Source organism: Streptomyces himastatinicus ATCC 53653, assembly GCF_000158915.1.
GTDB classification, from domain to species: domain Bacteria; phylum Actinomycetota; class Actinomycetes; order Streptomycetales; family Streptomycetaceae; genus Streptomyces; species Streptomyces himastatinicus.
This window is the reverse complement of sequence record NZ_GG657754.1, coordinates 3726464-3745754: the sequence shown is the minus strand read 5'-3', so window position 1 is coordinate 3745754 and position 19291 is coordinate 3726464. Positions and strand designations below refer to the sequence as shown.

Below are 19291 nucleotides of genomic sequence, written 5' to 3'. Positions count from 1 at the left end.
GTGCCCGGCGGCGAGCAGGCGTTCGACAGCCGCGCCGTACGGCCCGCAGGTGCGGATGCCTGGGGCCCGGCGGAACCGGCCGACCCGGCGGAACCGGCCGCTCCGGCCGACCCGTACGCGATCGGCCCCGACCAGCACTCCCACGCCCCGGAGCCGGCCGGCGAACTGCGCCGTACCGACAAGGGACTTCCCAAGCGGACACCGCGGAACGTGGCCCGCCGCGACCCCGACCCGCAGGAGCGCACAGGGTCGGTGAACGCGGAGGAATTGCGGCGTAGGCTGGGCGGGTTTCAGCGCGGTTCGCGGGACGGCCGACGGGACGCGGAGGCCGAGATCGCCGCACGTGGGACAGCCGGAGAGCAGGGCACGGCGCAAACGGGGGCGCAGGACGGGGGCGGCACGGTTGAGGAGGCACGCGGGTGAATGCACCCAGTAGTACCTACGGGCTGAGTTCCCAGGCCCGTAATCTGCACTGGCTGCTGTCGAGCCTGGTCGAGGAGGTGCCCGGCGTCCGCTCGGTGGCCGTCGTCTCGTCCGACGGGCTGATGCTGCTGTCCTCCGACGCGCGGCACACCGCCGCCCCCGCGGGCCCGACCACCCAGGACGGCCCGAAGGGCTCCACCGCGGACCTCGCGACGATCGTGTCGGGGCTGGGCAGCCTGACGCTCGGCGCGGCGAAGCTGATGGACGGCGGCAGCGTCAAGCAGACGGTGGTGGCGATGGACGAGGGCAGTCTCTTCGTCATGGCGATCAGCGACGGTTCGCTGCTGGGGGTGCACGCCACACCGGACTGCGACATGGCCGTCGTGGCGTACCACATGGCGCTGTTCGTGGGCCGGGCCGGGCATGTGCTCACCCCCGAACTGCGCTCCGAACTACGGAGGTCGCTGGAGTCGGCGCAGTGACGGGAGGGTCCGGCCGGGGCGCGCGCAGACCGGCCCGGGTGCGTCCGTATTCGCTCACCGGCGGCCGCACCCGCTCGGGACATGTGCTGCTGGTGGAGACGTTCGTGGCGTCGCTGGAGCCCGCGGACGGACCGGTGGACGGTCCGGGTGACCCCGTGCCGACGGGAACGCCCGGGACGCGGATGCTGCCGGAGATACGGGCCATCATCGAGCTGTGCCGCAGGATGCGTTCGGTCGCGGAGGTCTCCGCGATGCTCAAGATTCCGCTGGGCGTGGTGCGCGTCCTGCTCAGCGACCTCGCCGACCAGGGAAAGATCCGTGTGTACGGCACCGGGCGGGGCCCGGGACAGCCGGATCGCGCGTTGCTCGAAAGGGTGCTCGTTGGACTTCGCAGACTCTGAGACGATGACGGTGACGCCGCCGCATGTGTCGGAGATACCCGGTGCCGGTATACCCGGTACCGAAGAGAAACTTCAGAACTGGCAGATAGACCGTTCGCGGGCACCGATCGCCACCAAGATAGTGATAGCGGGGGGTTTCGGCGTCGGGAAGACGACGTTCGTGGGTTCGGTCTCGGAGATCACTCCGCTCCAGACCGAGGCCCTGATGACGCAGGCCAGCGAGGACGTGGACGACCTCGGCGCGACGCCCGAGAAGCTGACCACGACCGTCGCGATGGACTTCGGGCGGATCACGCTCGAATCCGATCTGGTGCTCTATCTCTTCGGCACCCCGGGCCAGCAGCGGTTCTGGTTCATGTGGGACGACCTGATGCGCGGGGCGATCGGGGCGGTCGTGATGGCCGACACCCGGCGGCTGGAGGACAGCTTCCCGGCGCTGGACTACTTCGAGAGCCTCGGCCTGCCGTATGTGGTGGCGGTCAACCACTTCGAGGGGACCCCGCTCTACGGTCCCGACGACGTCCGGGACGCGCTCTCCGTATCGCCCGGGATACCGGTGGTGACCATGGACGCGCGGCAGCGGGTCACGGTGGTGGACGCGCTGCTCGCCCTGGTGGGCCACGCGGTTGACGTCTCACCCGAGTGAACTAACCTCAGCTCCGCTCGCGGAATGGAATGCCCCGTTCCTCTTCCTGTCCTGAGCCTGAGAGAGAGCTACAGCCATGCGGAAAATACTCATCGTCGGAGCCGGGCAGTCCGGCCTCCAACTCGCCCTCGGACTCCAGGCCGAGGGCTACGAGGTCACCTTGATGGCCAACCGTACGGCTGACGAGATCCGCTCCGGGCGCGTCATGTCCACGCAGTGCATGTTCCACACCGCGCTCCAGCACGAGCGCGACCTGAAGCTCAACTTCTGGGAGGAGCGGGCGCCGCGTATCGAGGGACTCGGCGCGTCCGTCGCCGGACCGCCGACGCCCGAGGGCCCGCACACCCGCGCCATCGACTGGGTCGGGCGGCTCGACGGGTACGCCCAGTCCGTCGACCAGCGGATCAAGATGGCGGGCTGGATGGAGCTGTTCGAACAGCGCGGCGGCCAACTGGTCATCCACGGTGTGTCCGTCTCCGACCTGGACTTCTTCACCCAGAGCCACGATCTGGTGCTGGTGGCCGCGGGCAAGGGCGAACTGGTCTCGCTCTTCGGCCGCGACGCCGCCCGCTCCCCGTACGACACCCCGCAGCGCGCGCTGGCCGTCTCGTATGTCCACGGTCTCGGCCCGCGCCCCGAGCACCCGGACTACGACGCGGTGCGCTGCAACCTGGTCCCCGGCGTCGGCGAGCTGTTCGTCATGCCGACCCTCACCACCAGCGGGCGCGCCGACATCCTCTTCTGGGAGGGCGTCCCGGGCGGTCCGGTCGACGCGTTCCAGGGCGTCACCGACCCGTCCGAGCACCTGGCCACCACGCTGGAGCTGATGGAGCGGTTCACCCCGTGGGAGTACGCGCGGGCCACCAAGGTCGAGCTGACCGACGCGGGCGGCACGCTCGCCGGGCGGTACGCCCCGACCGTACGCAACCCGATCGGCGAACTGCCCGGCGGCGGCCTGGTGCTCGGCGTCGCCGACGTCGTGGTCGCCAACGACCCGATCACCGGCCAGGGCTCCAACTCGGCCGCCAAATGCGCCGCGTCCTACCTGGACAGCATCGTCGCCCACGGCGACCGGCCGTTCGACGCCGCATGGATGCGGGACACCTTCGACCGCTACTGGGCGACCGCCCAGCACGTCACCAAGTGGACGAACGCGATGCTCGCCCCGCCGCCCGAGCACATCGTGGAACTGCTCGGCGCGGCGGGCGCACTGCCGCCGGTGGCCGACCGGATCGCCAACGGCTTCAATGACCCGTCCGACTTCGAGCACTTCTTCTACGAGCCGGAGAAGGCTGCCGCCTATCTGGCCTCGGTGGGCGCCTAGGGCCTAGCGACGGGCCGAACCCGGACGGACCACGCCCTGCACCGGGTTGGACGCGAGCGGGGAGAGCCGCACGGTGGTGCCGGGCCGGGGCGCCTGCACCACCTGGCCGCCGCCCGCGTAGATGGCCACATGGCTCGCGCCCTTGTTGTAGATCACCAGATCGCCGGGGCGGATCTGGCTGAGCGAGATCCTCGGCAGCCGGCGCCACTGCTCCTGGCTGGTGCGGGGGATGACCCGCCCGGCGTGTGCCCATGCCTGGGAGGTCAGCCCCGAGCAGTCGAAGGAGTTCGGCCCCTCGGCGCCCCACACGTACGGCTTGCCGATCTGGTTGAGCGCCCACCGCAGCGCCCGCTGCCCGGCCGCCGCCGAGGCCATCGGGAGACGCCCGGGCGTCTTCGGCACGGTGGGCGTGCCGCCCGTGCCGCTGCCCGTGCCCCCGGCCGGGCGGCCCGGGGTCTGGGCGGTGCCGGAGCCCTGACCGCCGCCCCCGGTGTCCTGGCCGCCGCCCGGGCCCGTGCCCGTGCCCGGGACGGGGTCAGGTACGGGGGGCGGCGGGGCGGCGCTCTGGGCCCGGGGGGTGTTGCCCAACACTCCGGAGGCGACCAGCTTGCGCTGCGCCTTGTCGGTCTGCTCGCGCTCCTTCTCCGCCACCTGGGTGATCTGGCGGACGGTCAGCGAGGCGAGCATCTTCTCGATCTTCGTGAGCCGCTTCTTGACCTTGTCGCGCTGTTTCTTCTTCTTCGCGCTCAGCGACAGCTGCTTGTCCAGGGCGGCCCTGGCCCGGGTGGCGAGGGCGTCGGCGTGCCGCTCGCCCTTGGTCAGCCGCTCCACGACGGCGGCCTCCCGCCCCGCCGCCCGGTCCAGCTCACGCGCCTGGTCGGCGGCGTTCTCCGGATGCGGGGTGAGCAGCGTCAGCAGGAAGGTGTACGTGGAGAGCTGGGTGTGGCCCTGGTACTGCTGGCGGGCCAGCCGCCCCGCGTCCTCCCGGCTGGCGGCCAGGTCGGTGCGGCTGCGGGCGAGGTCGTCGGTGAGGTCCCGGGTCTTGGCCCGCTGCTTGCGCAGCTTCTCCTCGGTCGCGTTGTACGCCTCGGTCGCCTCCTCCGCCTTCCGGTACAGCGTCTTGAGCTGGGTGAGCAGCCCGGCGACGGACCGGTCGGCGGGCCGGGCGGAGGGCTGGGCAGGGGCGGCCGTGGCCGCCGGGACGGGCGGGACGAGCGCCGCGGCCGCGGTGATCGCCGCCGCGCAGACCGAGCCTACGATCCGTCCTGACACGGGCTCACACCTCCGGCTGCGGGAACGGGGTCCGACGACCACCTCAGCAGGAACGCGGCGTGACAGTCGTACTTTCGGGAGAATGATGGGCGAGTCGGCCCAACACGGTCACTCGTCCGGAGGGCTGGTCACGGCTGGCGGAGTCCACGGCTGGCGGAGTCCGGCGAACCGTTCAGGAAGTCAGCGAACCGTTCAGGAAGAACGGGACCACGGCCACTTCGGTCCGCTGCCCGGCGTGCCCTCCGGGTCGTACTCGTACCGCCATCCCCGGATCAGCCCCAGCCGCCGGGTCGTGCCCGCCGCGACGCGGCGGTAGACGTACACGGTCGGCGGTCCACCGGCCTCGTCCGGGACCGGGACCTCGTACGTCTTCGGCGGCTGTCCCGTGGCGCCGACCAGCACCGACAGCACCCGGCCGTCCAGCGGCCCGCCGACGAACGGCGTCTCCTCGCTCCTCACCGCACGACCCTCACAGCAGGTGCCGCGCCTCGCCGAGCACCGGCGCCACGCGCCGCACCAGCGCGCCGACCGGTCCCTGTGCGGGCTCCGCTGCGAGCGCCGCCCGCATCACCCGGGCCGCCTGCGGATCGGTCGCCGCGGTGGCGGTCAGCAGCGCCACGAAGTGGTCCACCAGCCAGTCCCGCAGCTCCCGGGCCGACGGCTGCTTGTTCTCGTCCAGCCAGATCAGCGAGGCCGCCTCGACCGCGGTGATCCAGGTGCGCACCATCATCCGCAGCCGGGCGCCGGGTTCCTCGGTGGGCTCCCCGGCCGTCAGATGCAGCAGGATCTGCTCGGCCGCGGCCCGCCGCACCTCGTCCACGATGGCGCTCGTCCGCGAGGTCTCGGCCACGCTGCCGCCGTGCAGCAGCGCGCTGAACCCCGCGTCGTGCTCGTCCACGAAGGTGAGGTAGCGGTCCAGTACGTTGCCCAGCCGACTGCTGAGCGGGCCGGTCCGCGGCTCCTCGAAGCACCCCTCCAGCTCATCGACGGCGCTGCGCAGCGCCGCCTCGTACAACTGCTGCTTGCCGCCGGGGAAGTAGCGGTAGACGAGCGGCCGGGAGGCGTCGGCGGCCGAGGCCACGTCGTCCAGCGACACGTCCTCCGGCGCGCGGTGGGCGAACAGGCCGAGCGCGGCGGCGATCAGTTCGGCGCGCCGCGCCTCGACGCTGAGCCTGCGGTACGCCCCGCGGCGCACGGTGGCCGGGGGCGCGGCGGTCGCCCGGTCCGCGTCCGCCGGGGCGGTGCCACTGCTCGTCGTCATGCCTGGCAGCGTAACCGCCCTGGGGCAGTTGCCGAGGAGCGGCCCGTTGACGAAGCCGCCCGGGACGCGGCCTAGAGCAGGCCGCTGCTCTGCCACAGCTTGCGGCCCGCGCCGCGCAGCACCCCGACGTCGTCGAGGAATTCGGTCAGCCGCCGGGCGCCGCTGCGCATCACCTCGCGGCGGTGGCCGCTCGCCCGCACCTGGGCGACGGCGGCCCGCCGGTCGAGGCCGACGTCCGTGTACACCTGGGGGTTGACGAACGCGAGCGAGAATACCCGGGCGAACTCGCCCGAGCCGATGCGGGTCAGCTCCTTCTCCCAGCGCGGCGCCCGCACCATCTGGCGGCGCAACTCCTCCCGGGCGTACCGCACATGGCGCGCCTCCTCCACCACATGGATCCGGGTCACCCCGCGCACCAGCGGCTGGACGCGCTCATCGGGGAACGTCAGCCGCTGCATCCAGTCCAGCACCTCCTCGCCGAGCAGGGTGGCGGTGAACGAACCGGGTGTGGTGGAGAACGTCTTGAAGAACCGGCCCAGGTTCTGGTGGAGCCGGGACACCGGGTACGCGGGGGTGCCGCCCTTCTCGATGAGCCGGGCGAACATCTTGGAGTGGCGGCACTCGTCGGCGATCTCGGTGAGTGCGTAGCGGACATGGGCGCTGGTCGCGGGCTTGTCGTAGATGTGCCGGGTGAGCAGCTGGATCAGGATGATCTCGAACCAGATGCCGAGCGAGGCCAGCGCCGCGGCCTCGTGCCGCGACAGCAGCATCCGCTGCTCCTCCGACATCCGCCGCCACATCGGGGTGCCGTAGAGGGAGACCAGCTCCGGCGGCCAGAACCACTTGTCCGGCTCGTGCGGCGCGTCCCAGTCCAGCTCGGTGTCGGGGTCGAACGAGTGCCGGGAGGAGGCCAGCAGCAGCCGCTCCGCGACCCGTTCGCGGTCCTTGAGGAGCCCCAGCGCGTCCCGGGGCGCGGCTGATTCGGTCGCGGTCGTCATCGCTGGAGACACCTCGGAGGAATGGTCGCGGCTGGACATCCCTTATGAGACTCTGTGTCAGCAAGCCCGTCAATCCCCCGCGGATATGTTTGGTGCGCAGCGAGGCGAAGGAGACGACGTGTCGACGCAGGACCTCTACGCCATGGGCCCCGGCGACCCGATGTGGCAGGTGCCCGCCGCGGGCGCCGCCCGGTTCAGCTGGGAGTACGACGACCACCGGGCCCGATTGCTCGCCCTGTACCAGAAGGGCAAGGACAAGCAGTGGGACGCGACGAAGCGGATCGACTGGGACCTGGAGGTCGACCCGTACGATCCGCTCGGCACCCCCGACGAGTCCCTCGCCCTCTACGGCACGCCCCACTGGGACCGGATGTCCGACCGGGAGCGGGGCGAACTGCGCCGCCACGCCGCCTCCTGGCAGTTCAGCCAGTTCCTGCACGGCGAACAGGGTGCGATGGTGTGCGCCGCCCGGATCGTCGAATCGGCGCCCGACCTCGACGCCAAGTTCTACTCCGCCACCCAGACCATGGACGAGGCCCGCCACGCCGAGCTGTACGGCCGCTTCCTGCGCGACAAGATCGGCATGCTGTACCCGATCAACGACAACCTCCAGGAGCTGCTGGGCGACACCCTCCGCGACTCCCGCTGGGACATGGCCTACCTGGGCATGCAGGTCCTCATCGAGGGCCTGGCCCTCGCCGCGTTCGGCCTCATCCGCGACACCACCGACAAGCCCCTGCCGAAGCAGCTCCTCGCCTACGTCATGCAGGACGAGGCCCGCCACGTGGCGTTCGGCCGGATGGCGCTGCGCGACTACTACCGCGACCTGACCGACGCGGAGCTGCGCGAGCGCGAGGAGTTCGTCATCGAGGGCTGCTACCTCATGCGCGACCGGCTGCGCGGCGTGGAGGTCCTGGAGAACCTGGGCATCCCGAAGGCCGAGGCCGCGGAGTACGCGGAGCGCTCCCCGTATCTGCACATGTTCCGCAAGCTGCTGTTCAGCCGCATCGTGCCGTGCGTGAAGGACATCGGCCTGTGGGGCGAACGCCTCCAGCGCGCCTACGTCGACATGGGCGTCCTGGAACTCGGCGACAGCAACCTGGACCTGCTGATGAACCAGGACGAGGAGATCGCCCAGCACCTGGACGCCCAGCGCTTCGCCGCCGAGGAGGCCGCCAGGACCGGCGAGGTCGAGGAGGCCATCGCGCAGGGCGCGGCGGGGGACTGAGGGCTCGGGCGAGGGTCAGGTGGCCGGACGGATGGCCTCCGCGGCCGCCGACGCGAATCCGGCGAGGGCGCGGGGGCAGCGCCAGCGGGATTCCACCTCGGCGGGGGAGAGGTCGCCGGAGTCGGCCCGGCCGGACCGCTTGGCGAGTTCGTCCCAGGACACGTCCTCGGCCGCGGGGTCGCCGATCAGCTCCAGGGCCGTGGGGAAGCCCTCCAGCTGGCCGATGTCGAGGCCCTCGTCGCTCGGGTGGCCCGGATGGTCACAGGGCGCCCGGTCCCCGTCCGCGGCGACGGCGCGCAGCGCGGCGGATCGTTGCGACGTGCTGTCGGTGGGGTTGCCAACTGCCCGCCGGGGAGTGCGTACGAGGGTGGATTAGCTCGATCGTGTGATGGTCGACTTCCGGCTTGCGGCGGTGTGGGCTGTTCGGGCTACGGTGAGCGGGCGATCTGGGACGCCGGGTACGGTGCCAGCGTGCGGGGCCCCCGCTCCACCGGAGTGATGGTTCGGGGCCTCCCCGTCGCCTCTGGCCGTACCCATATGGCCAGGTCGTGAGGGAGCCGGCCTCCCGGGCTCGGACCACGCACAGGATGCGTGTCGCCGCCCCGGGGCTGAGTACGCCGGGGACCAGTGCGCCCAAGACCGTTCGGGGCGTGCGGCTGAGCGGACTCACCTCTGCTCAGTCCCCAGGAACGGTGTGGTTCCCTCGGTGGACGAGCGCCGTATGCCGTTCCGCCGAGAGGATCCGCCCCATGACCGACCGCCGCCACGCCGCCGCCTTCCGCCGCCTCCACGAGGGCCGCACCGGCTTCCTGATGCCGAACGCATGGGATGCCGGGAGCGCGATCGTGCTGGCCGAGGCGGGGTTCGAGGCGCTCGCGACGACCAGCGCCGGGATCGCCTTCTCGCTGGGCAGGCCCGACCACACCATCCCGGAGGGCGGCAAGGCGGTCTCCCGGGCCGAGATGTTCGACCGCGTCCGCCAGATCACCGCCGCCGTGGACCTGCCGGTCAACGGCGACCTGGAGGACGGGTACGGGGCGGAGCCCGAGGCGGTCGCCGAGACCGTCCGGCTGGCCGTCGCCGCGGGCCTCGCCGGCGGGAACGTCGAGGACTTCGCGGACGGCGCCCTGTACGACGAGGAGCTGGCCGTCGCCCGTATCGCCGCCGCCCGCGAGGCCGCGGACGCCGACGGCACCGACTTCGTGCTCACCGCCCGCACCGACGGCCTGATGCTGCGCTCCCCGGACCCGCTCGCCGACGCGGTCCGGCGCGCCAACCGGTACCGGGAGGCGGGCGCGGACTGTCTCTACGTACCGGGCGTCAACGACCTCGCGACCATCACCACCCTGGTGGCCGAGGTGAACGGCCCGCTCAACGTGGTGATGGGCCTCGGCGCCACCAGCCTCACCGCCGACGCCCTCCGCTCCGCCGGGGTCGCCCGCCTCAGCCTCGGCGGCAGCATCGCGCGCGCCGCGCTGGGCTTCGTACGGGACAGCGCCCGGGAGTTGCTGGAGCGGGGGACGCTGACGTTCGCCGAGGGCCAGATCCCGCAGGGCGAGCTGAACGAGCTGTTCACCCGCGACCGCGCGTAAGCGCCTTACGCCGGCTGCGCCTGCTTCTGCTCCTCCACCCACCGGAGGAAGGCGATCTGCCGGGACATGAGGGTGACCAGCTCGTACGCGGTGTGCGAGGCGGCCACGGAGGTGATGTCGGCGTGGTCGTACGCCGGGGCGACCTCCACCAGGTCGGCGGAGACCAGGTGGCAGTCGGCCAGGCCGCGCACGATCTCCAGCAGTTCGCGGGAGGTGAGGCCGCCCGCCTCGGGGGTGCCGGTGCCGGGGGCGTGCGCGGGGTCCAGGACGTCGATGTCCACCGAGATGTAGAGCGGCCGCTTGCCGATCCGCTCCTTGAGCTGCTGCACCACCTCGTCGACCCCGCGTCGCATCACATCGGCCGAGGTGACGATCCCGAAGCCCAGCTTGGTGTCCTCGTCCAGGTCCTCCTTGCTGTACAGCGGGCCGCGGGTGCCGACGTGCGAGAGGGCGGAGGTGTCGAGGATGCCCTCCTCGACGGCCCGGCGGAACGGGGTTCCATGGGTGTATTCGGCGCCGAAGTACGTGTCCCAGGTGTCCAGGTGTGCGTCGAAGTGCAGCAGCGCCACCGGACCGTGCTTGCGGGCCACCGCGCGCAGGACCGGCAGCGCGATGGTGTGATCGCCGCCCAGCGTCATCAGCTGGGCGCCGGTACACAACAGCTCTTCCGCGCCCGCCTCGATGGCGTCGACGGCCTCGTTGAGGTTGTGCGGATTGGCGGTGATGTCACCGGCGTCCGCGACCTGGACGTAGTGGAACGGGTACGCGTCCTGTGCCGGGTTGTACGGGCGCAGCAGCCGCGACGCCTCCCGGATCGCGTTTCCGCCGAACCGGGCGCCCGGCCGGTACGACACACCGGCGTCGAACGGCACCCCGACCACGGCGATATCCGTCGTGCCGACCTGATCCAGCCGCGGCACCCGCCCGAACGTGGCGGGCCCCGCAAAGTGCAGGGTGCGGTCGGTGTCCTCGGGAGGAATGGGCATGGCCGGATCGCAGGGGATCGCGTTCATGGTGGAACTGGGCCTTTCACGTGGGGGGATCCGCAGTGGTTTCCTGCGTCAACCATTGAATCCCTCGAATGGGTGACTGCCCACCTCGGGATCCCCCTATACGGAACCCCGCCCCTACCCGAACAGCCGGTACCACCCCGGCCTCCCACGGTCATCTAACGCCCGTCGTACGAAGAGAAGTTGAGTCGGAGCACAATGATCACCATTCCACCACCGACCCGTTACCGATGGCTTGCTAAGTTTTTGATCACCGCCACCGGAATTGCCGAGGTCATGTGGGGATGGCCCGGGCCGGGGGCGGTCGTGTGAAAGAACGGCCAAAGGGTGCTCTCCACGGCGGTGGGGGGCACCCCTTTGTCCGTACCTCCGCCCGGGGAATCCGGAGGATGATGGTGAGGTGCGGATTCGAACGAGCACCATCGAGGAACTTCCCCATCTCCAGGACATAGAGCGCGCCGCCGGCCGGTGCTTCCGGGACATCGGGATGGACGAGATCGCCGACGACGAGCCGCCGACCCTGGCGGAGCTGGGGCGCTACCAGCGCGCCGGGCGGGCCTGGGTCGCGGTGGACGACACGGACCGGGCCATGGCCTACGTGATCACCGACCCCGTCGACGGGAACACGCACATCGAGCAGATCTCGGTGCACCCGGACAGCGCCCGCCGCGGAGTGGGCCGGGCGCTGATCGAGCACGTCGCGGCGCGAGCCGCCGCCGACGGCGTACCCGCGCTGACCCTGACCACCTTCGTGGACGTGGCGTGGAACGCCCCCTACTACGCGTCCCGTTGCGGCTTCCGGACCCTGACGGAGGACGAACTGACCCCCGGACTGTGGCAGATTCGTCACAGCGAGGCCGGACACGGCCTGGACCGATGGCCCCGGGTGTGCATGCGCAGGGACACCCTCTGAGGAGCCCGGGGCGCCGATGCGTCGGGCGCTGCCGCCGATGCGTTGGGCCCCGCCGACGCGACGGACCCCACCGACGTGGAGGGCCCGCCGCCCCGGTGGGCCCCGCCGCCGACCGGAGGGGCCCCGCCGACGCGGCGGACCGCGCCGACCCGTTGGGCCCCGACGCCTCGACGGGCCCCGCGCCCCGGGTGGCCACGTCCACCGGGCTGCTGGGGGCCCGCGACGTGCTGGGTGCCGCCGATGCGGCGGACCGTGCCGAGCCGATGGGCCCTGACGGCCGGATGGGCCGTGCCGACCGGACGGGCCCCGTCGTCCCGATGGGCCCTGACGGTGCGATGGGTCCTGCTGCCGACCCGATGGGCCCCGATCCCGGGGGTGGTCACGTCCACCGGGCTGCTGGGGGCCCGCGACGCGATGGTGCCGCCGATGCGGCGGACGTGTCGCCCCGGCGGACCGTGCCGACTCGATGGGCCCCGCCGACGACGCGTTGGGCTCCGCCGACGCGGCGGACCACGCCGCCCAATGGGCCCTGGCGACGCGACAGGGCCTGCTTCCGCCCCGGGTGGTCACGTCGACCGAGTTGCTGGGCCCTGCCGACGCGCTGAGCCCCGTCGACCCGGCGGACCCCGCCTCGCCGACCCGGCGGACCGTGCCGTCCCGTTGGGCCCCGACCACGCCTTCCTGACCTCATCGCAGGCGCGCCACATCCTCCGTGAGGAGGGCATCGCCGCGTTCGACTACCGGGCGCTTCAGCGGATCTGGACGGGCTGATGCAAAGGCCCCGCACTCCTCCTCCACGGCCCGCCGCAGCGCCCGTATCCGCGCTGTCTCACCGCCTCGCCGCCACACCAGGCCCAGCATCGAGTCCGGCAGCCCCGTCACCGGGAGCGGCGTGATGTCGCGGCGCCCGTGGTACTCGGCGGTCGGCGCGCACAGCAGCATCCCGCCCCGGCCCGCCGCGACCGCCGTCAGCCCCTCCTGGAGGGTGCGCACCCGCGGGCCGCGGGGGATCGGGCGGCCGTCGGGGGTGACGGGCGGGGCCATGAACTCCCGCCAGTAGCGCGGCGCGGGGTCGGACGGGGCGACGAGCGGGCAGTCGGCCAGCTCCTCGGCGTCCACCGCGCCCCGCTCCCGCCCCGGCTCCCGCCTCCCCGCCGCCAGCCGGTGCCCGGCGCGGACCAGCAGCGTCTGCGGCTGCCGGGAGAAGACCGGGCCGAGGACCAGTTCCGGTTCCTCGACCGGCAGACAGACGATCGCCGCGTCCACCTCACCCTCCCGCACCGCGCCGAACGGATCGGCCATCGGGATCTCCACGGTCTCCGGTTCGCAGCCGGGATGCCGTTCCCGGACGGCCGCCAGCGCGGCCATCACCCGCTCGTCGGCGGCCCCTTGGAAGCCGACGCGCAGCACGCCCGTGAGTCCGCGCGCCGCGCCCCTGGCCCCCTCGACCGCCCCGGACAGTGCGTCGTACGCGGGCCGCAGTTCGGCCAGGAACCGCTCGCCCAGCGGGGTCAGCCGCACCCGTCGGCTGGTGCGGTCGAGCAGCCGGGCGCCGATCCGCCCCTCCAGCGCGCGCAGCAACTGGCTGACTCTGCTCTGCGACACGTACAGCCGCTCCGCCGCGCGCCCGAGTGCAACTCCTCGCTGAGCGCGAGAAAACACTCCAGTTCGCGCATCTCCAGCCCGGACACGGCTTCCCTCCACTGATCCATGAGTCTCGCTCATAGAAGACTGAAGACTTCGGCGTTGTTCCCGGCCGGGGGCGGCGGTTCATTTGAGTCATGTCGAATTCCACGCCCCCTACCACGGAACGAACCGCTCCGGCAGGCGCATCTGGGTCAGCCGCGCCCGCGCACTCGCCGCACTCGCCGCACTCGCCGCTCAGAGCCTGGCTCGCCGTCGTCGCCGTGGCGTTCGGCACCTTCTCCGTCGTCACCACCGAGATGCTCCCGGTCGGCCTGCTCACTTCCATCGGCTCCGCGCTGCGGGTCTCGCCCGGTATGGCGGGCCTGGCCATGACCGTGCCGGGGCTGGTCGCCGCGGTCGCCGCGCCCCTCCTGACCGTCACCGTCGCCCGCCTCGACCGCCGACTGGTGCTGTGCGGCCTGATGGGACTCCTCGCGGCGGCCAACCTGGCCTCCGCCCTCGCCCCCAATTTCGCCGTACTGCTGCTGTCCCGGGTGCTGGTCGGGGTGTGCATCGGCGGGGTGTGGTCCCTGGCCGCGGGGCTTGCCGTACGGCTGGTGCCGGAGAAGTCCGCGGGCCACGCCACCTCGTTGGTCTTCAGCGGGATCGCCGTCGCCTCCGTCCTGGGCGTACCGGTCGGGACGCTGATCGGCGACCTGGTCCACTGGCGCGCCGCGTTCGGCGGGATGGGCGCGCTGGCGCTGGCGATCGCCGCGGCCCTCGCCGTCACCCTGCCGCCGCTGCCCGCCACCGAGACGATCCGGCTGCGCGAGGTGCCGGGGCTGTTCCGCAACGCCCGGCTGCGGGTCGGGCTGATCACCACGCTGCTGCTGGTCACCGGCCACTTCGGCGCGTACACCTACGTACGCCCGGTGCTCGAGAACGTGTCCGGCGTACGTACGGGGCTGATCAGCACCCTGCTGCTGGCGTACGGCGTGGCGGGCATCGCCGGGAACTTCCTGGCGGGCGCCACCGCCCACCGCGACCCGCGCCGCACCCTCATGGTCATCTTCACCGTCCTGGCCACCGCGGTCCTGCTCGTCCCGGTCGCGGGCGGCACCCTCGGCGGGGCGATCACGCTGCTGGTGCTGTGGGGGCTGGCGTACGGCGGGGTCTCGGTGACCTCGCAGACCTGGGTGCTGCACGCGGCGCCGGACACACGGGAGGCCGCCTCGGCGCTGTTCGTCTGCGTCTTCAACATCGCGATATCGCTGGGCGCGCTGCTCGGTGGCCGGGCGGCGGACGGGATCGCGCTCGTCGGCGTCATGTGGTTCGGGGGAGCGCTCGCGGTCCTGGCGCTCGTGCATGTGGCGATCTTCGGAAGGCGGTAGCCGCGTGCCGTGAGACCCTGAATTCAGGGGGCTCGTCTTCGGGAGTGGTCCGATGGCAGTGAGCATGCACGTGGTCTGGAGCAAGACCGAGCCGGGGCGCGTCATCTACGAGACGCACTCGATCGAAACGATCACCGACGGCAAGGGCGTCCACGCGACGGTCGACAGCCACACCTACGAGATCTCGGTGCGCAGCCGCGCGGAGGCGGAGTCGATCGCGGACGCGGAGGGATACGAGCTGTTCCGCAAGGGCGAGGCGTGGGAGAGCCTGCCCGAGGAATGAGCGGGACCAGCACCGCCGGGGGCGGGTGCGGGCTGCGCCCGCGGCCACCCGTGCTCACGACCACCGACAGCCGTCCAGCCCGGCCCGTGACCACGGACCGGGCTGGACGGCAGACTCAGCCGTGACTCAGCCGTGGCTGAGCAGGAAGTCCACGTCCCGGGCCTCCGGGGCGTCGGCGCCGACCGTGACCGGCCGGGTGGCCGGTGCGTAACCGCTGGCGACCACCGTGTAGTGCTCACCGGTCAGCCCCTCGAACCCGAAGGTCCCGTCCGCGCCCGTGATGGACTGCCCGACGACGTCGCCGGAGGCGTCCAGCAGCGCCACGCGGGCGTCCTCCAGCGGCTGTCCGCCCTGGTCACGTACGGTGCCCCGGACCCGGGCCGCGGGCGTCAGCGCCACGTCGACCCGCAGCGGCTCACCGGCGGTCAGCTCGACCTGGGTGGCGTGCGGACGGTGTCCGTCGGCGCTGAGGGTGAGTGTGTACGCGCCGGAGGCCAGCTCCGGGAGCGCGAACTCACCCTTCTCGTCGGCCGTCGCCGAACCCGCCACCTCGCCGTCCGCGCCGGTCGCGGTGGCGGTGGCCCCGGCCAGCGGCCCGCCGCCCTCGGCCCGTACGGACCCGGTCAGCCCGCCGCCTCCGGCGAGCCGTAGATCGCAGACGACCGGGACGTCCGACACCAGCAGCGTGGCGGCCTGCGGCCGGTGCCCGGGGGCCGAGCCGATGAGGACGACGCTCGCGGTGCCGGGCGCGGCCACGGTGTACTCGCCGTCGCGCCCGCTGACCGTACGGCCGAGCTGGCGGCCGCCGGTGTCGATCAGGGTGACGGCGGCGTCGGCCAGCGGGGCGCCGTCGGAACCGAGGACCCGGCCGTGGATGACGCTGCCGGTGAGGGCGGGGACGGCGTCCTCCTGCTCGACCTTCTCCGCCGTCTCGACGACAGGCTCGGGCTTCGGCGCGGGCGCAGGCGCGGACGAGACACTGCCCGGGACACCGCCCGGGACGCGCCGCCGCCCCGGCAGACAGAAGGCGATCACCAGCCCGACGACCGAGGCCGCGCACGCCACCATGAACGACATCTGGAAGCCGTCCTTGCTCGGCAGCGCGACCCCGCCGAAGTCCGTCGTCTGGCGGGCCAGGATCACCCCGACCACCGCGCTGGAGGTGGACATGCCGATGGACCGCATCAGGGTGTTCAGACCGTTCGCCGCGCCCGTCTCACGGGCCGGTACGGCGCTGACGATCAGGGTCGGCATGGCCGAGTACGCGATGCCGATGCCGACGCCGAGCGCGGTGGACAGCACCACGATCTGCCAGATGTGGTCGATCATCACCAGGCCCGCGCCGTACGTCGCACCGATCACGATGATGCCGCTGATCAGCGAGACCTTGGGGCCGCGGGCCGCGTTGATGCGCGCGGACAGCGGCGAGACCAGCATCATCGCCACGCCCATCGGTGCGAAGTACAGCCCCGCCATGACCATCGACTGGCCGAGGCCGTAGCCGGTGGCCTCCGGCAGCTGGAGCAGCTGCGGCAGGATCAGCGACATCGCGTAGAACGAGAAGCCGACCATGATCGAGGCGAGGTTGGTCAGCAGCACCTGGCGGCGGGCGGTGGTTCGCAGGTCGACCAGCGGTTCGGTGGTGCGCAGCTCGAAGAGGCCCCACAGGAGCAGGATCACCGCGGCCGCGCCGAACAGCCCGAGCGTCGTACCGCTCGCCCAGCCCCAGTCGCCGCCCTTGGTGATGGGCAGCAGCAGACAGACGAGCCCGGCCGTCAGCCCGATCGTGCCGAGCAGGTCGAAGCGGCTCGGGGTGCGTACGGCGGACTCCGGTACGACGGCCAGCACCAGCGCGATCGATATCGCGCCCAGCCCGGCGGCCCCGTAGAACAGCACGTGCCAGCTGGTGTGCTGCGCGACGAAGGCGGCGGCCGGCAGCCCCAGCGCACCGCCGATCCCGAGCGAGGAGCTCATCAGGGCCATCGCCGAGCCCAGCTTCTGCGGCGGCAGCTCGTCCCGCATGATGCTGATGCCCAGCGGAATGGCGCCCATCGCCCCGCCCTGGATGGCCCGGCCGACCACCATCACCACCAGCTCGGAGGTGACGGCGCAGGTCAGCGAGCCGACGACGAGCAGCGTCAGCGCGACCATCAGCATCCGGCGCTTGCCGAACATGTCCCCGAGCCGCCCCATGACGGGAGTCGAGACGGCCCCGGCGAGCAGGGTCGAGGTGACCACCCAGGACGCGTTCGAGCTGGTGGTGTGCAGAAGCTGCGGCAGCTCGCTCACGAGCGGGACGACCAGCGTCTGCATCACCGACACGGCGATACCGCAGAACGCGAGCACCGCCACGAAACCGCCACCGACCTCGCGCCGCGGAAGCGACGAGCCGGTGGCCGGCGCGGCGCTCAAGGGCTCCTCGACGCGGGCTGGGGCTGACTGGGCCATGCGGATGCGGCCTCCAAGCGGTACAACAGGGATGAGTGGGAGATGTGCATCCTACACATGATGTGTATCGTGCACACTTCTGTTTCATGGAGCGGGGGCGACGAGGAGGAAGCGTGCTGGAGCGGCTGGAACGCGAATTGATGCTGGTAGCCAGGTGCCACGTACTGACGCCCCGAGACCGCAAGGCATCTGCTGACGACCCCTGCGCGCCCCCCACGCCCGACCGCCTCGACCGCTCCGCCTACCTCGTCCTCTCCCGCCTGGACGCGGAGGGCGCGATGTCGATCGGCCAGCTCGCCGACGCGTTCCAGCTGGACGTCTCGACCGTCAACCGCCAGACCAGCACCCTGCTGCGCGGCGGCCTGGTCGAGCGCATCCCCGACCCCGACGGCGGCCTCGCCCGCAAGCTCCGCGTCACCGCCCTGGGCACCGAACGCCTCACCGCCGAACGCGACTGCCGCCGCGCCGGCCTGGCCCGCCTGCTAGAAGACTGGACGCCAGAAGATCTCTCCCGCTTCGGCGAGGTCCTGACCCGCTTCAACCGCGAGGTCGAAGCCCACGACGGCCGCCCCTGGCCCCGCGACGAAACATCGGAATCAACGCCCGAGGGCAAGCGTTGACCTGAGTACGGCCCCCAGCAGAACCCTCCGAGGAGGACGAGACGATGCCCCACCCCCACACCGGCGCAAACTCCGGTTCCGGCCACCGCGTGGACGTGACCCGCGGCACGCAGCACGTGAAGGTCACCATCGACGGCCAGGTCGTCGCCGAGACGGACCGCCCGCTGCTGCTCCACGAGACGGGCCTGCCCGTGCGCTACTACCTCCCGCCGGAGGACGTGGACCTCACCCTGTTCGAGCCCACCGACACCCGCACCACCTGCCCCTTCAAGGGCGAGGCGGCGTACTGGACGTACATCGGCCCGGACAGCGGAGCCGAACTGCGCCCCGACGTGGTCTGGGCGTACCCGCAGCCGATCGACGCCGTACCCGAGATCAAGAACCACCTCTCCTTCTACGACGCGACAGCCAAGATCGAGGTCTCCTAGCGATCACCCCATCGGTGGCCTTCCCCTGACCCCCCAGGGGGAACGGCTGACGCGTGCACCTCCACGCGTACTCCTGGCTGGGTGAGAAGGAGCTGTTCGACCATGAAATCCTCCGCCGCCTCCCGGACCGCCCCCTGCCCCCGGTGACGGCGGAGGACGAGGAGCACTACCGCACCCAACTGGACACCTTCCGCCGCTCCGAGCTGCCGCCCATGGAGACGGCGTACTGGCTCCTCAAAACCCCCGCCCTCATCCGCGCCACCTTCCACGAACCCAAGGACGCCGCCACCTGGCTGGGCCAACAGCTCACCGAACACGCCCCCGGCTTCCTCTCCCGCCAAGAAGCCGACACCGCCCGCCTGTCCCGCCTGGTAGCCACAGCCGCGGATCGTCTGTCTGAGGGCGGCGACGTCTCCTTGGGCTTCTACGCAGGCCGCACGTCCTTCCTCTCCCTGGCCGTAGTGACGTGCTCCCCGAACCTCATGGCCCCGGACCTCCGCTGCCCCCAGTTGAGCCCGCCTACCTACGGGAACTGAGTACCCGGCGCGATCCCGCCACGCCCCGCCCGCGGTTGAGTGGACGGATGAACGAGACAGCCTCCGCCGAACCGAGCGCCGCCGAGGCGCCCGACGCGGCACACGACCGAAGACTCCGCACAGCGGCGAAGGTCGGCGTCGGCCTGCTGATCCCCACCGCCATCATCAGCATCATCCTCTCCCTGATGACGGAGCGCGCCGCCGACTGCATCATGAACGGCAACCGGTGCTCTTCCATCCCCGCCCCGGTGATCTTCGGAGCGTTCCTCGTCTCAGCGACACTGGGCCTCTTCGCCGCAAGCTGCCCCCGGGGGCGTCTGCCGTTCCCCACAGCCCGATCCTGGGCGGTCAAGCTTCAGTGGCTCGCTCAGCTGACCATGGCGATGCTGCTGCTCGCCTCTCCCTGAGC

Annotated in this window: 21 protein-coding genes and 2 pseudogenes; 15 read left to right on the top strand and 8 right to left on the bottom strand. The window is 72.0% G+C overall.

Annotated features, from left to right (window positions below):
* The 5 genes and pseudogenes from SSOG_RS51060 to SSOG_RS15125 form a co-directional block, all read left to right on the top strand.
* A pseudogene (locus SSOG_RS51060) lies at positions 1 to 423 on the top strand (histidine kinase); the annotation flags it as partial.
* Complete coding sequence (locus tag SSOG_RS15140) at positions 420 to 905, top strand: roadblock/LC7 domain-containing protein (RefSeq protein ID WP_009715098.1); 486 nt, start codon at positions 420 to 422, stop codon at positions 903 to 905. The pseudogene SSOG_RS51060 and the gene SSOG_RS15140, both read left to right, overlap by 4 nt.
* Positions 902 to 1306: a DUF742 domain-containing protein gene (locus tag SSOG_RS15135; protein WP_009715097.1), complete on the top strand. Its 405-nt coding sequence runs from the start codon at positions 902 to 904 to the stop codon at positions 1304 to 1306. Before SSOG_RS15140 ends, SSOG_RS15135 begins: the two co-directional genes overlap by 4 nt.
* A gap of 4 nt (positions 1307 to 1310) precedes the next feature.
* The gene (locus SSOG_RS15130; RefSeq protein ID WP_009715096.1) at positions 1311 to 1952 is read left to right on the top strand and encodes a GTP-binding protein; all 642 of its coding nucleotides are present in this window, start codon (positions 1311 to 1313) and stop codon (positions 1950 to 1952) included.
* Positions 1953 to 2028: 76 nt separating this feature from the next.
* Positions 2029 to 3276: a styrene monooxygenase/indole monooxygenase family protein gene (locus SSOG_RS15125; protein WP_009715095.1), complete on the top strand. Its 1248-nt coding sequence runs from the start codon at positions 2029 to 2031 to the stop codon at positions 3274 to 3276.
* Positions 3277 to 3279: 3 nt separating this feature from the next.
* Here SSOG_RS15125 and SSOG_RS56010 read toward each other — a convergent pair whose 3' ends face one another.
* The 4 genes from SSOG_RS56010 to SSOG_RS15105 all read right to left on the bottom strand — a co-directional run bounded on the left by SSOG_RS56010 (position 3280) and on the right by SSOG_RS15105 (position 6807).
* The gene (locus SSOG_RS56010; RefSeq protein WP_039937636.1) at positions 3280 to 4548 is read right to left on the bottom strand and encodes a C40 family peptidase; all 1269 of its coding nucleotides are present in this window, start codon (positions 4546 to 4548) and stop codon (positions 3280 to 3282) included.
* A 192-nt stretch (positions 4549 to 4740) separates the two neighbouring features.
* Positions 4741 to 5007, bottom strand: a complete 267-nt coding sequence (locus SSOG_RS15115; RefSeq protein ID WP_009715093.1) for a hypothetical protein — start codon at positions 5005 to 5007, stop codon at positions 4741 to 4743.
* A gap of 10 nt (positions 5008 to 5017) precedes the next feature.
* Positions 5018 to 5809 carry a TetR/AcrR family transcriptional regulator gene (locus tag SSOG_RS15110; protein WP_078510316.1) on the bottom strand — a complete coding sequence of 264 codons (792 nt, stop codon included), beginning with the start codon at positions 5807 to 5809 and terminating at the stop codon, positions 5018 to 5020.
* 71 nt (positions 5810 to 5880) lie between these two features.
* On the bottom strand, positions 5881 to 6807 hold the full coding sequence (locus SSOG_RS15105; protein WP_039937635.1) for an AurF N-oxygenase family protein: 927 nt from the start codon (positions 6805 to 6807) through the stop codon (positions 5881 to 5883).
* Between the two features lie 118 nt (positions 6808 to 6925).
* Here SSOG_RS15105 and SSOG_RS15100 point away from each other — a divergent pair, with 118 nt between their 5' ends.
* Positions 6926 to 8035, top strand: a complete 1110-nt coding sequence (locus tag SSOG_RS15100; RefSeq protein ID WP_039937633.1) for a ferritin-like domain-containing protein — start codon at positions 6926 to 6928, stop codon at positions 8033 to 8035.
* 15 nt (positions 8036 to 8050) lie between these two features.
* On the opposite strand, the gene SSOG_RS52355 is transcribed toward SSOG_RS15100, so the two are convergent.
* Positions 8051 to 8197, bottom strand: coding sequence for a hypothetical protein (locus SSOG_RS52355; RefSeq protein WP_154685939.1), 147 nt, complete (start codon positions 8195 to 8197; stop codon positions 8051 to 8053).
* 587 nt (positions 8198 to 8784) lie between these two features.
* On the opposite strand from SSOG_RS52355, the gene SSOG_RS15090 reads away from it, so the two are divergent.
* Positions 8785 to 9627: an isocitrate lyase/PEP mutase family protein gene (locus tag SSOG_RS15090; protein ID WP_039937631.1), complete on the top strand. Its 843-nt coding sequence runs from the start codon at positions 8785 to 8787 to the stop codon at positions 9625 to 9627.
* A gap of 5 nt (positions 9628 to 9632) precedes the next feature.
* Here the strand turns inward: SSOG_RS15090 and speB are convergent, their stop codons facing one another.
* On the bottom strand, positions 9633 to 10613 hold the full coding sequence (gene speB, locus SSOG_RS15085; protein WP_009715088.1) for an agmatinase: 981 nt from the start codon (positions 10611 to 10613) through the stop codon (positions 9633 to 9635).
* A 424-nt stretch (positions 10614 to 11037) separates the two neighbouring features.
* On the opposite strand from speB, the gene SSOG_RS15080 reads away from it, so the two are divergent.
* Both SSOG_RS15080 and SSOG_RS54825 read left to right on the top strand, forming a co-directional pair.
* On the top strand, positions 11038 to 11550 hold the full coding sequence (locus SSOG_RS15080) for a GNAT family N-acetyltransferase (RefSeq protein ID WP_039937628.1): 513 nt from the start codon (positions 11038 to 11040) through the stop codon (positions 11548 to 11550).
* Positions 11551 to 12016: 466 nt separating this feature from the next.
* On the top strand, positions 12017 to 12235 hold the full coding sequence (locus tag SSOG_RS54825; RefSeq protein ID WP_009715086.1) for a hypothetical protein: 219 nt from the start codon (positions 12017 to 12019) through the stop codon (positions 12233 to 12235).
* Positions 12236 to 12237: 2 nt separating this feature from the next.
* Here SSOG_RS54825 and SSOG_RS15070 read toward each other — a convergent pair.
* Positions 12238 to 13241 (bottom strand): annotated as a pseudogene (locus tag SSOG_RS15070) (LysR family transcriptional regulator).
* 90 nt (positions 13242 to 13331) lie between these two features.
* Between SSOG_RS15070 and SSOG_RS15065 the strand changes: the two are divergent.
* Complete coding sequence (locus SSOG_RS15065) at positions 13332 to 14567, top strand: MFS transporter (RefSeq protein ID WP_009715084.1); 1236 nt, start codon at positions 13332 to 13334, stop codon at positions 14565 to 14567.
* A 52-nt stretch (positions 14568 to 14619) separates the two neighbouring features.
* Positions 14620 to 14850 carry a hypothetical protein gene (locus SSOG_RS15060; RefSeq protein WP_009715083.1) on the top strand — a complete coding sequence of 77 codons (231 nt, stop codon included), beginning with the start codon at positions 14620 to 14622 and terminating at the stop codon, positions 14848 to 14850.
* A gap of 126 nt (positions 14851 to 14976) precedes the next feature.
* Here SSOG_RS15060 and SSOG_RS15055 read toward each other — a convergent pair whose 3' ends face one another.
* A complete protein-coding gene (locus SSOG_RS15055) occupies positions 14977 to 17298 on the bottom strand; it encodes an MFS transporter (protein WP_050799871.1) in 2322 nt (773 codons plus the stop codon).
* A 140-nt stretch (positions 17299 to 17438) separates the two neighbouring features.
* Between SSOG_RS15055 and SSOG_RS15050 the strand changes: the two genes are divergently transcribed.
* Genes SSOG_RS15050 through SSOG_RS15035 form a run of 4 tightly spaced genes read left to right on the top strand, consistent with a single transcriptional unit; the run spans position 17439 to position 19289 of the window.
* Positions 17439 to 17918: a MarR family winged helix-turn-helix transcriptional regulator gene (locus tag SSOG_RS15050; protein WP_425385467.1), complete on the top strand. Its 480-nt coding sequence runs from the start codon at positions 17439 to 17441 to the stop codon at positions 17916 to 17918.
* Positions 17919 to 17962: 44 nt separating this feature from the next.
* The gene (locus SSOG_RS15045; protein ID WP_009715080.1) at positions 17963 to 18346 is read left to right on the top strand and encodes a DUF427 domain-containing protein; all 384 of its coding nucleotides are present in this window, start codon (positions 17963 to 17965) and stop codon (positions 18344 to 18346) included.
* 53 nt (positions 18347 to 18399) lie between these two features.
* Positions 18400 to 18882, top strand: coding sequence for a hypothetical protein (locus SSOG_RS15040; RefSeq protein ID WP_009715079.1), 483 nt, complete (start codon positions 18400 to 18402; stop codon positions 18880 to 18882).
* A 47-nt stretch (positions 18883 to 18929) separates the two neighbouring features.
* A complete protein-coding gene (locus SSOG_RS15035; RefSeq protein WP_009715078.1) occupies positions 18930 to 19289 on the top strand; it encodes a hypothetical protein in 360 nt (119 codons plus the stop codon).
* Positions 19290 to 19291: the final 2 nt, after the last annotated feature.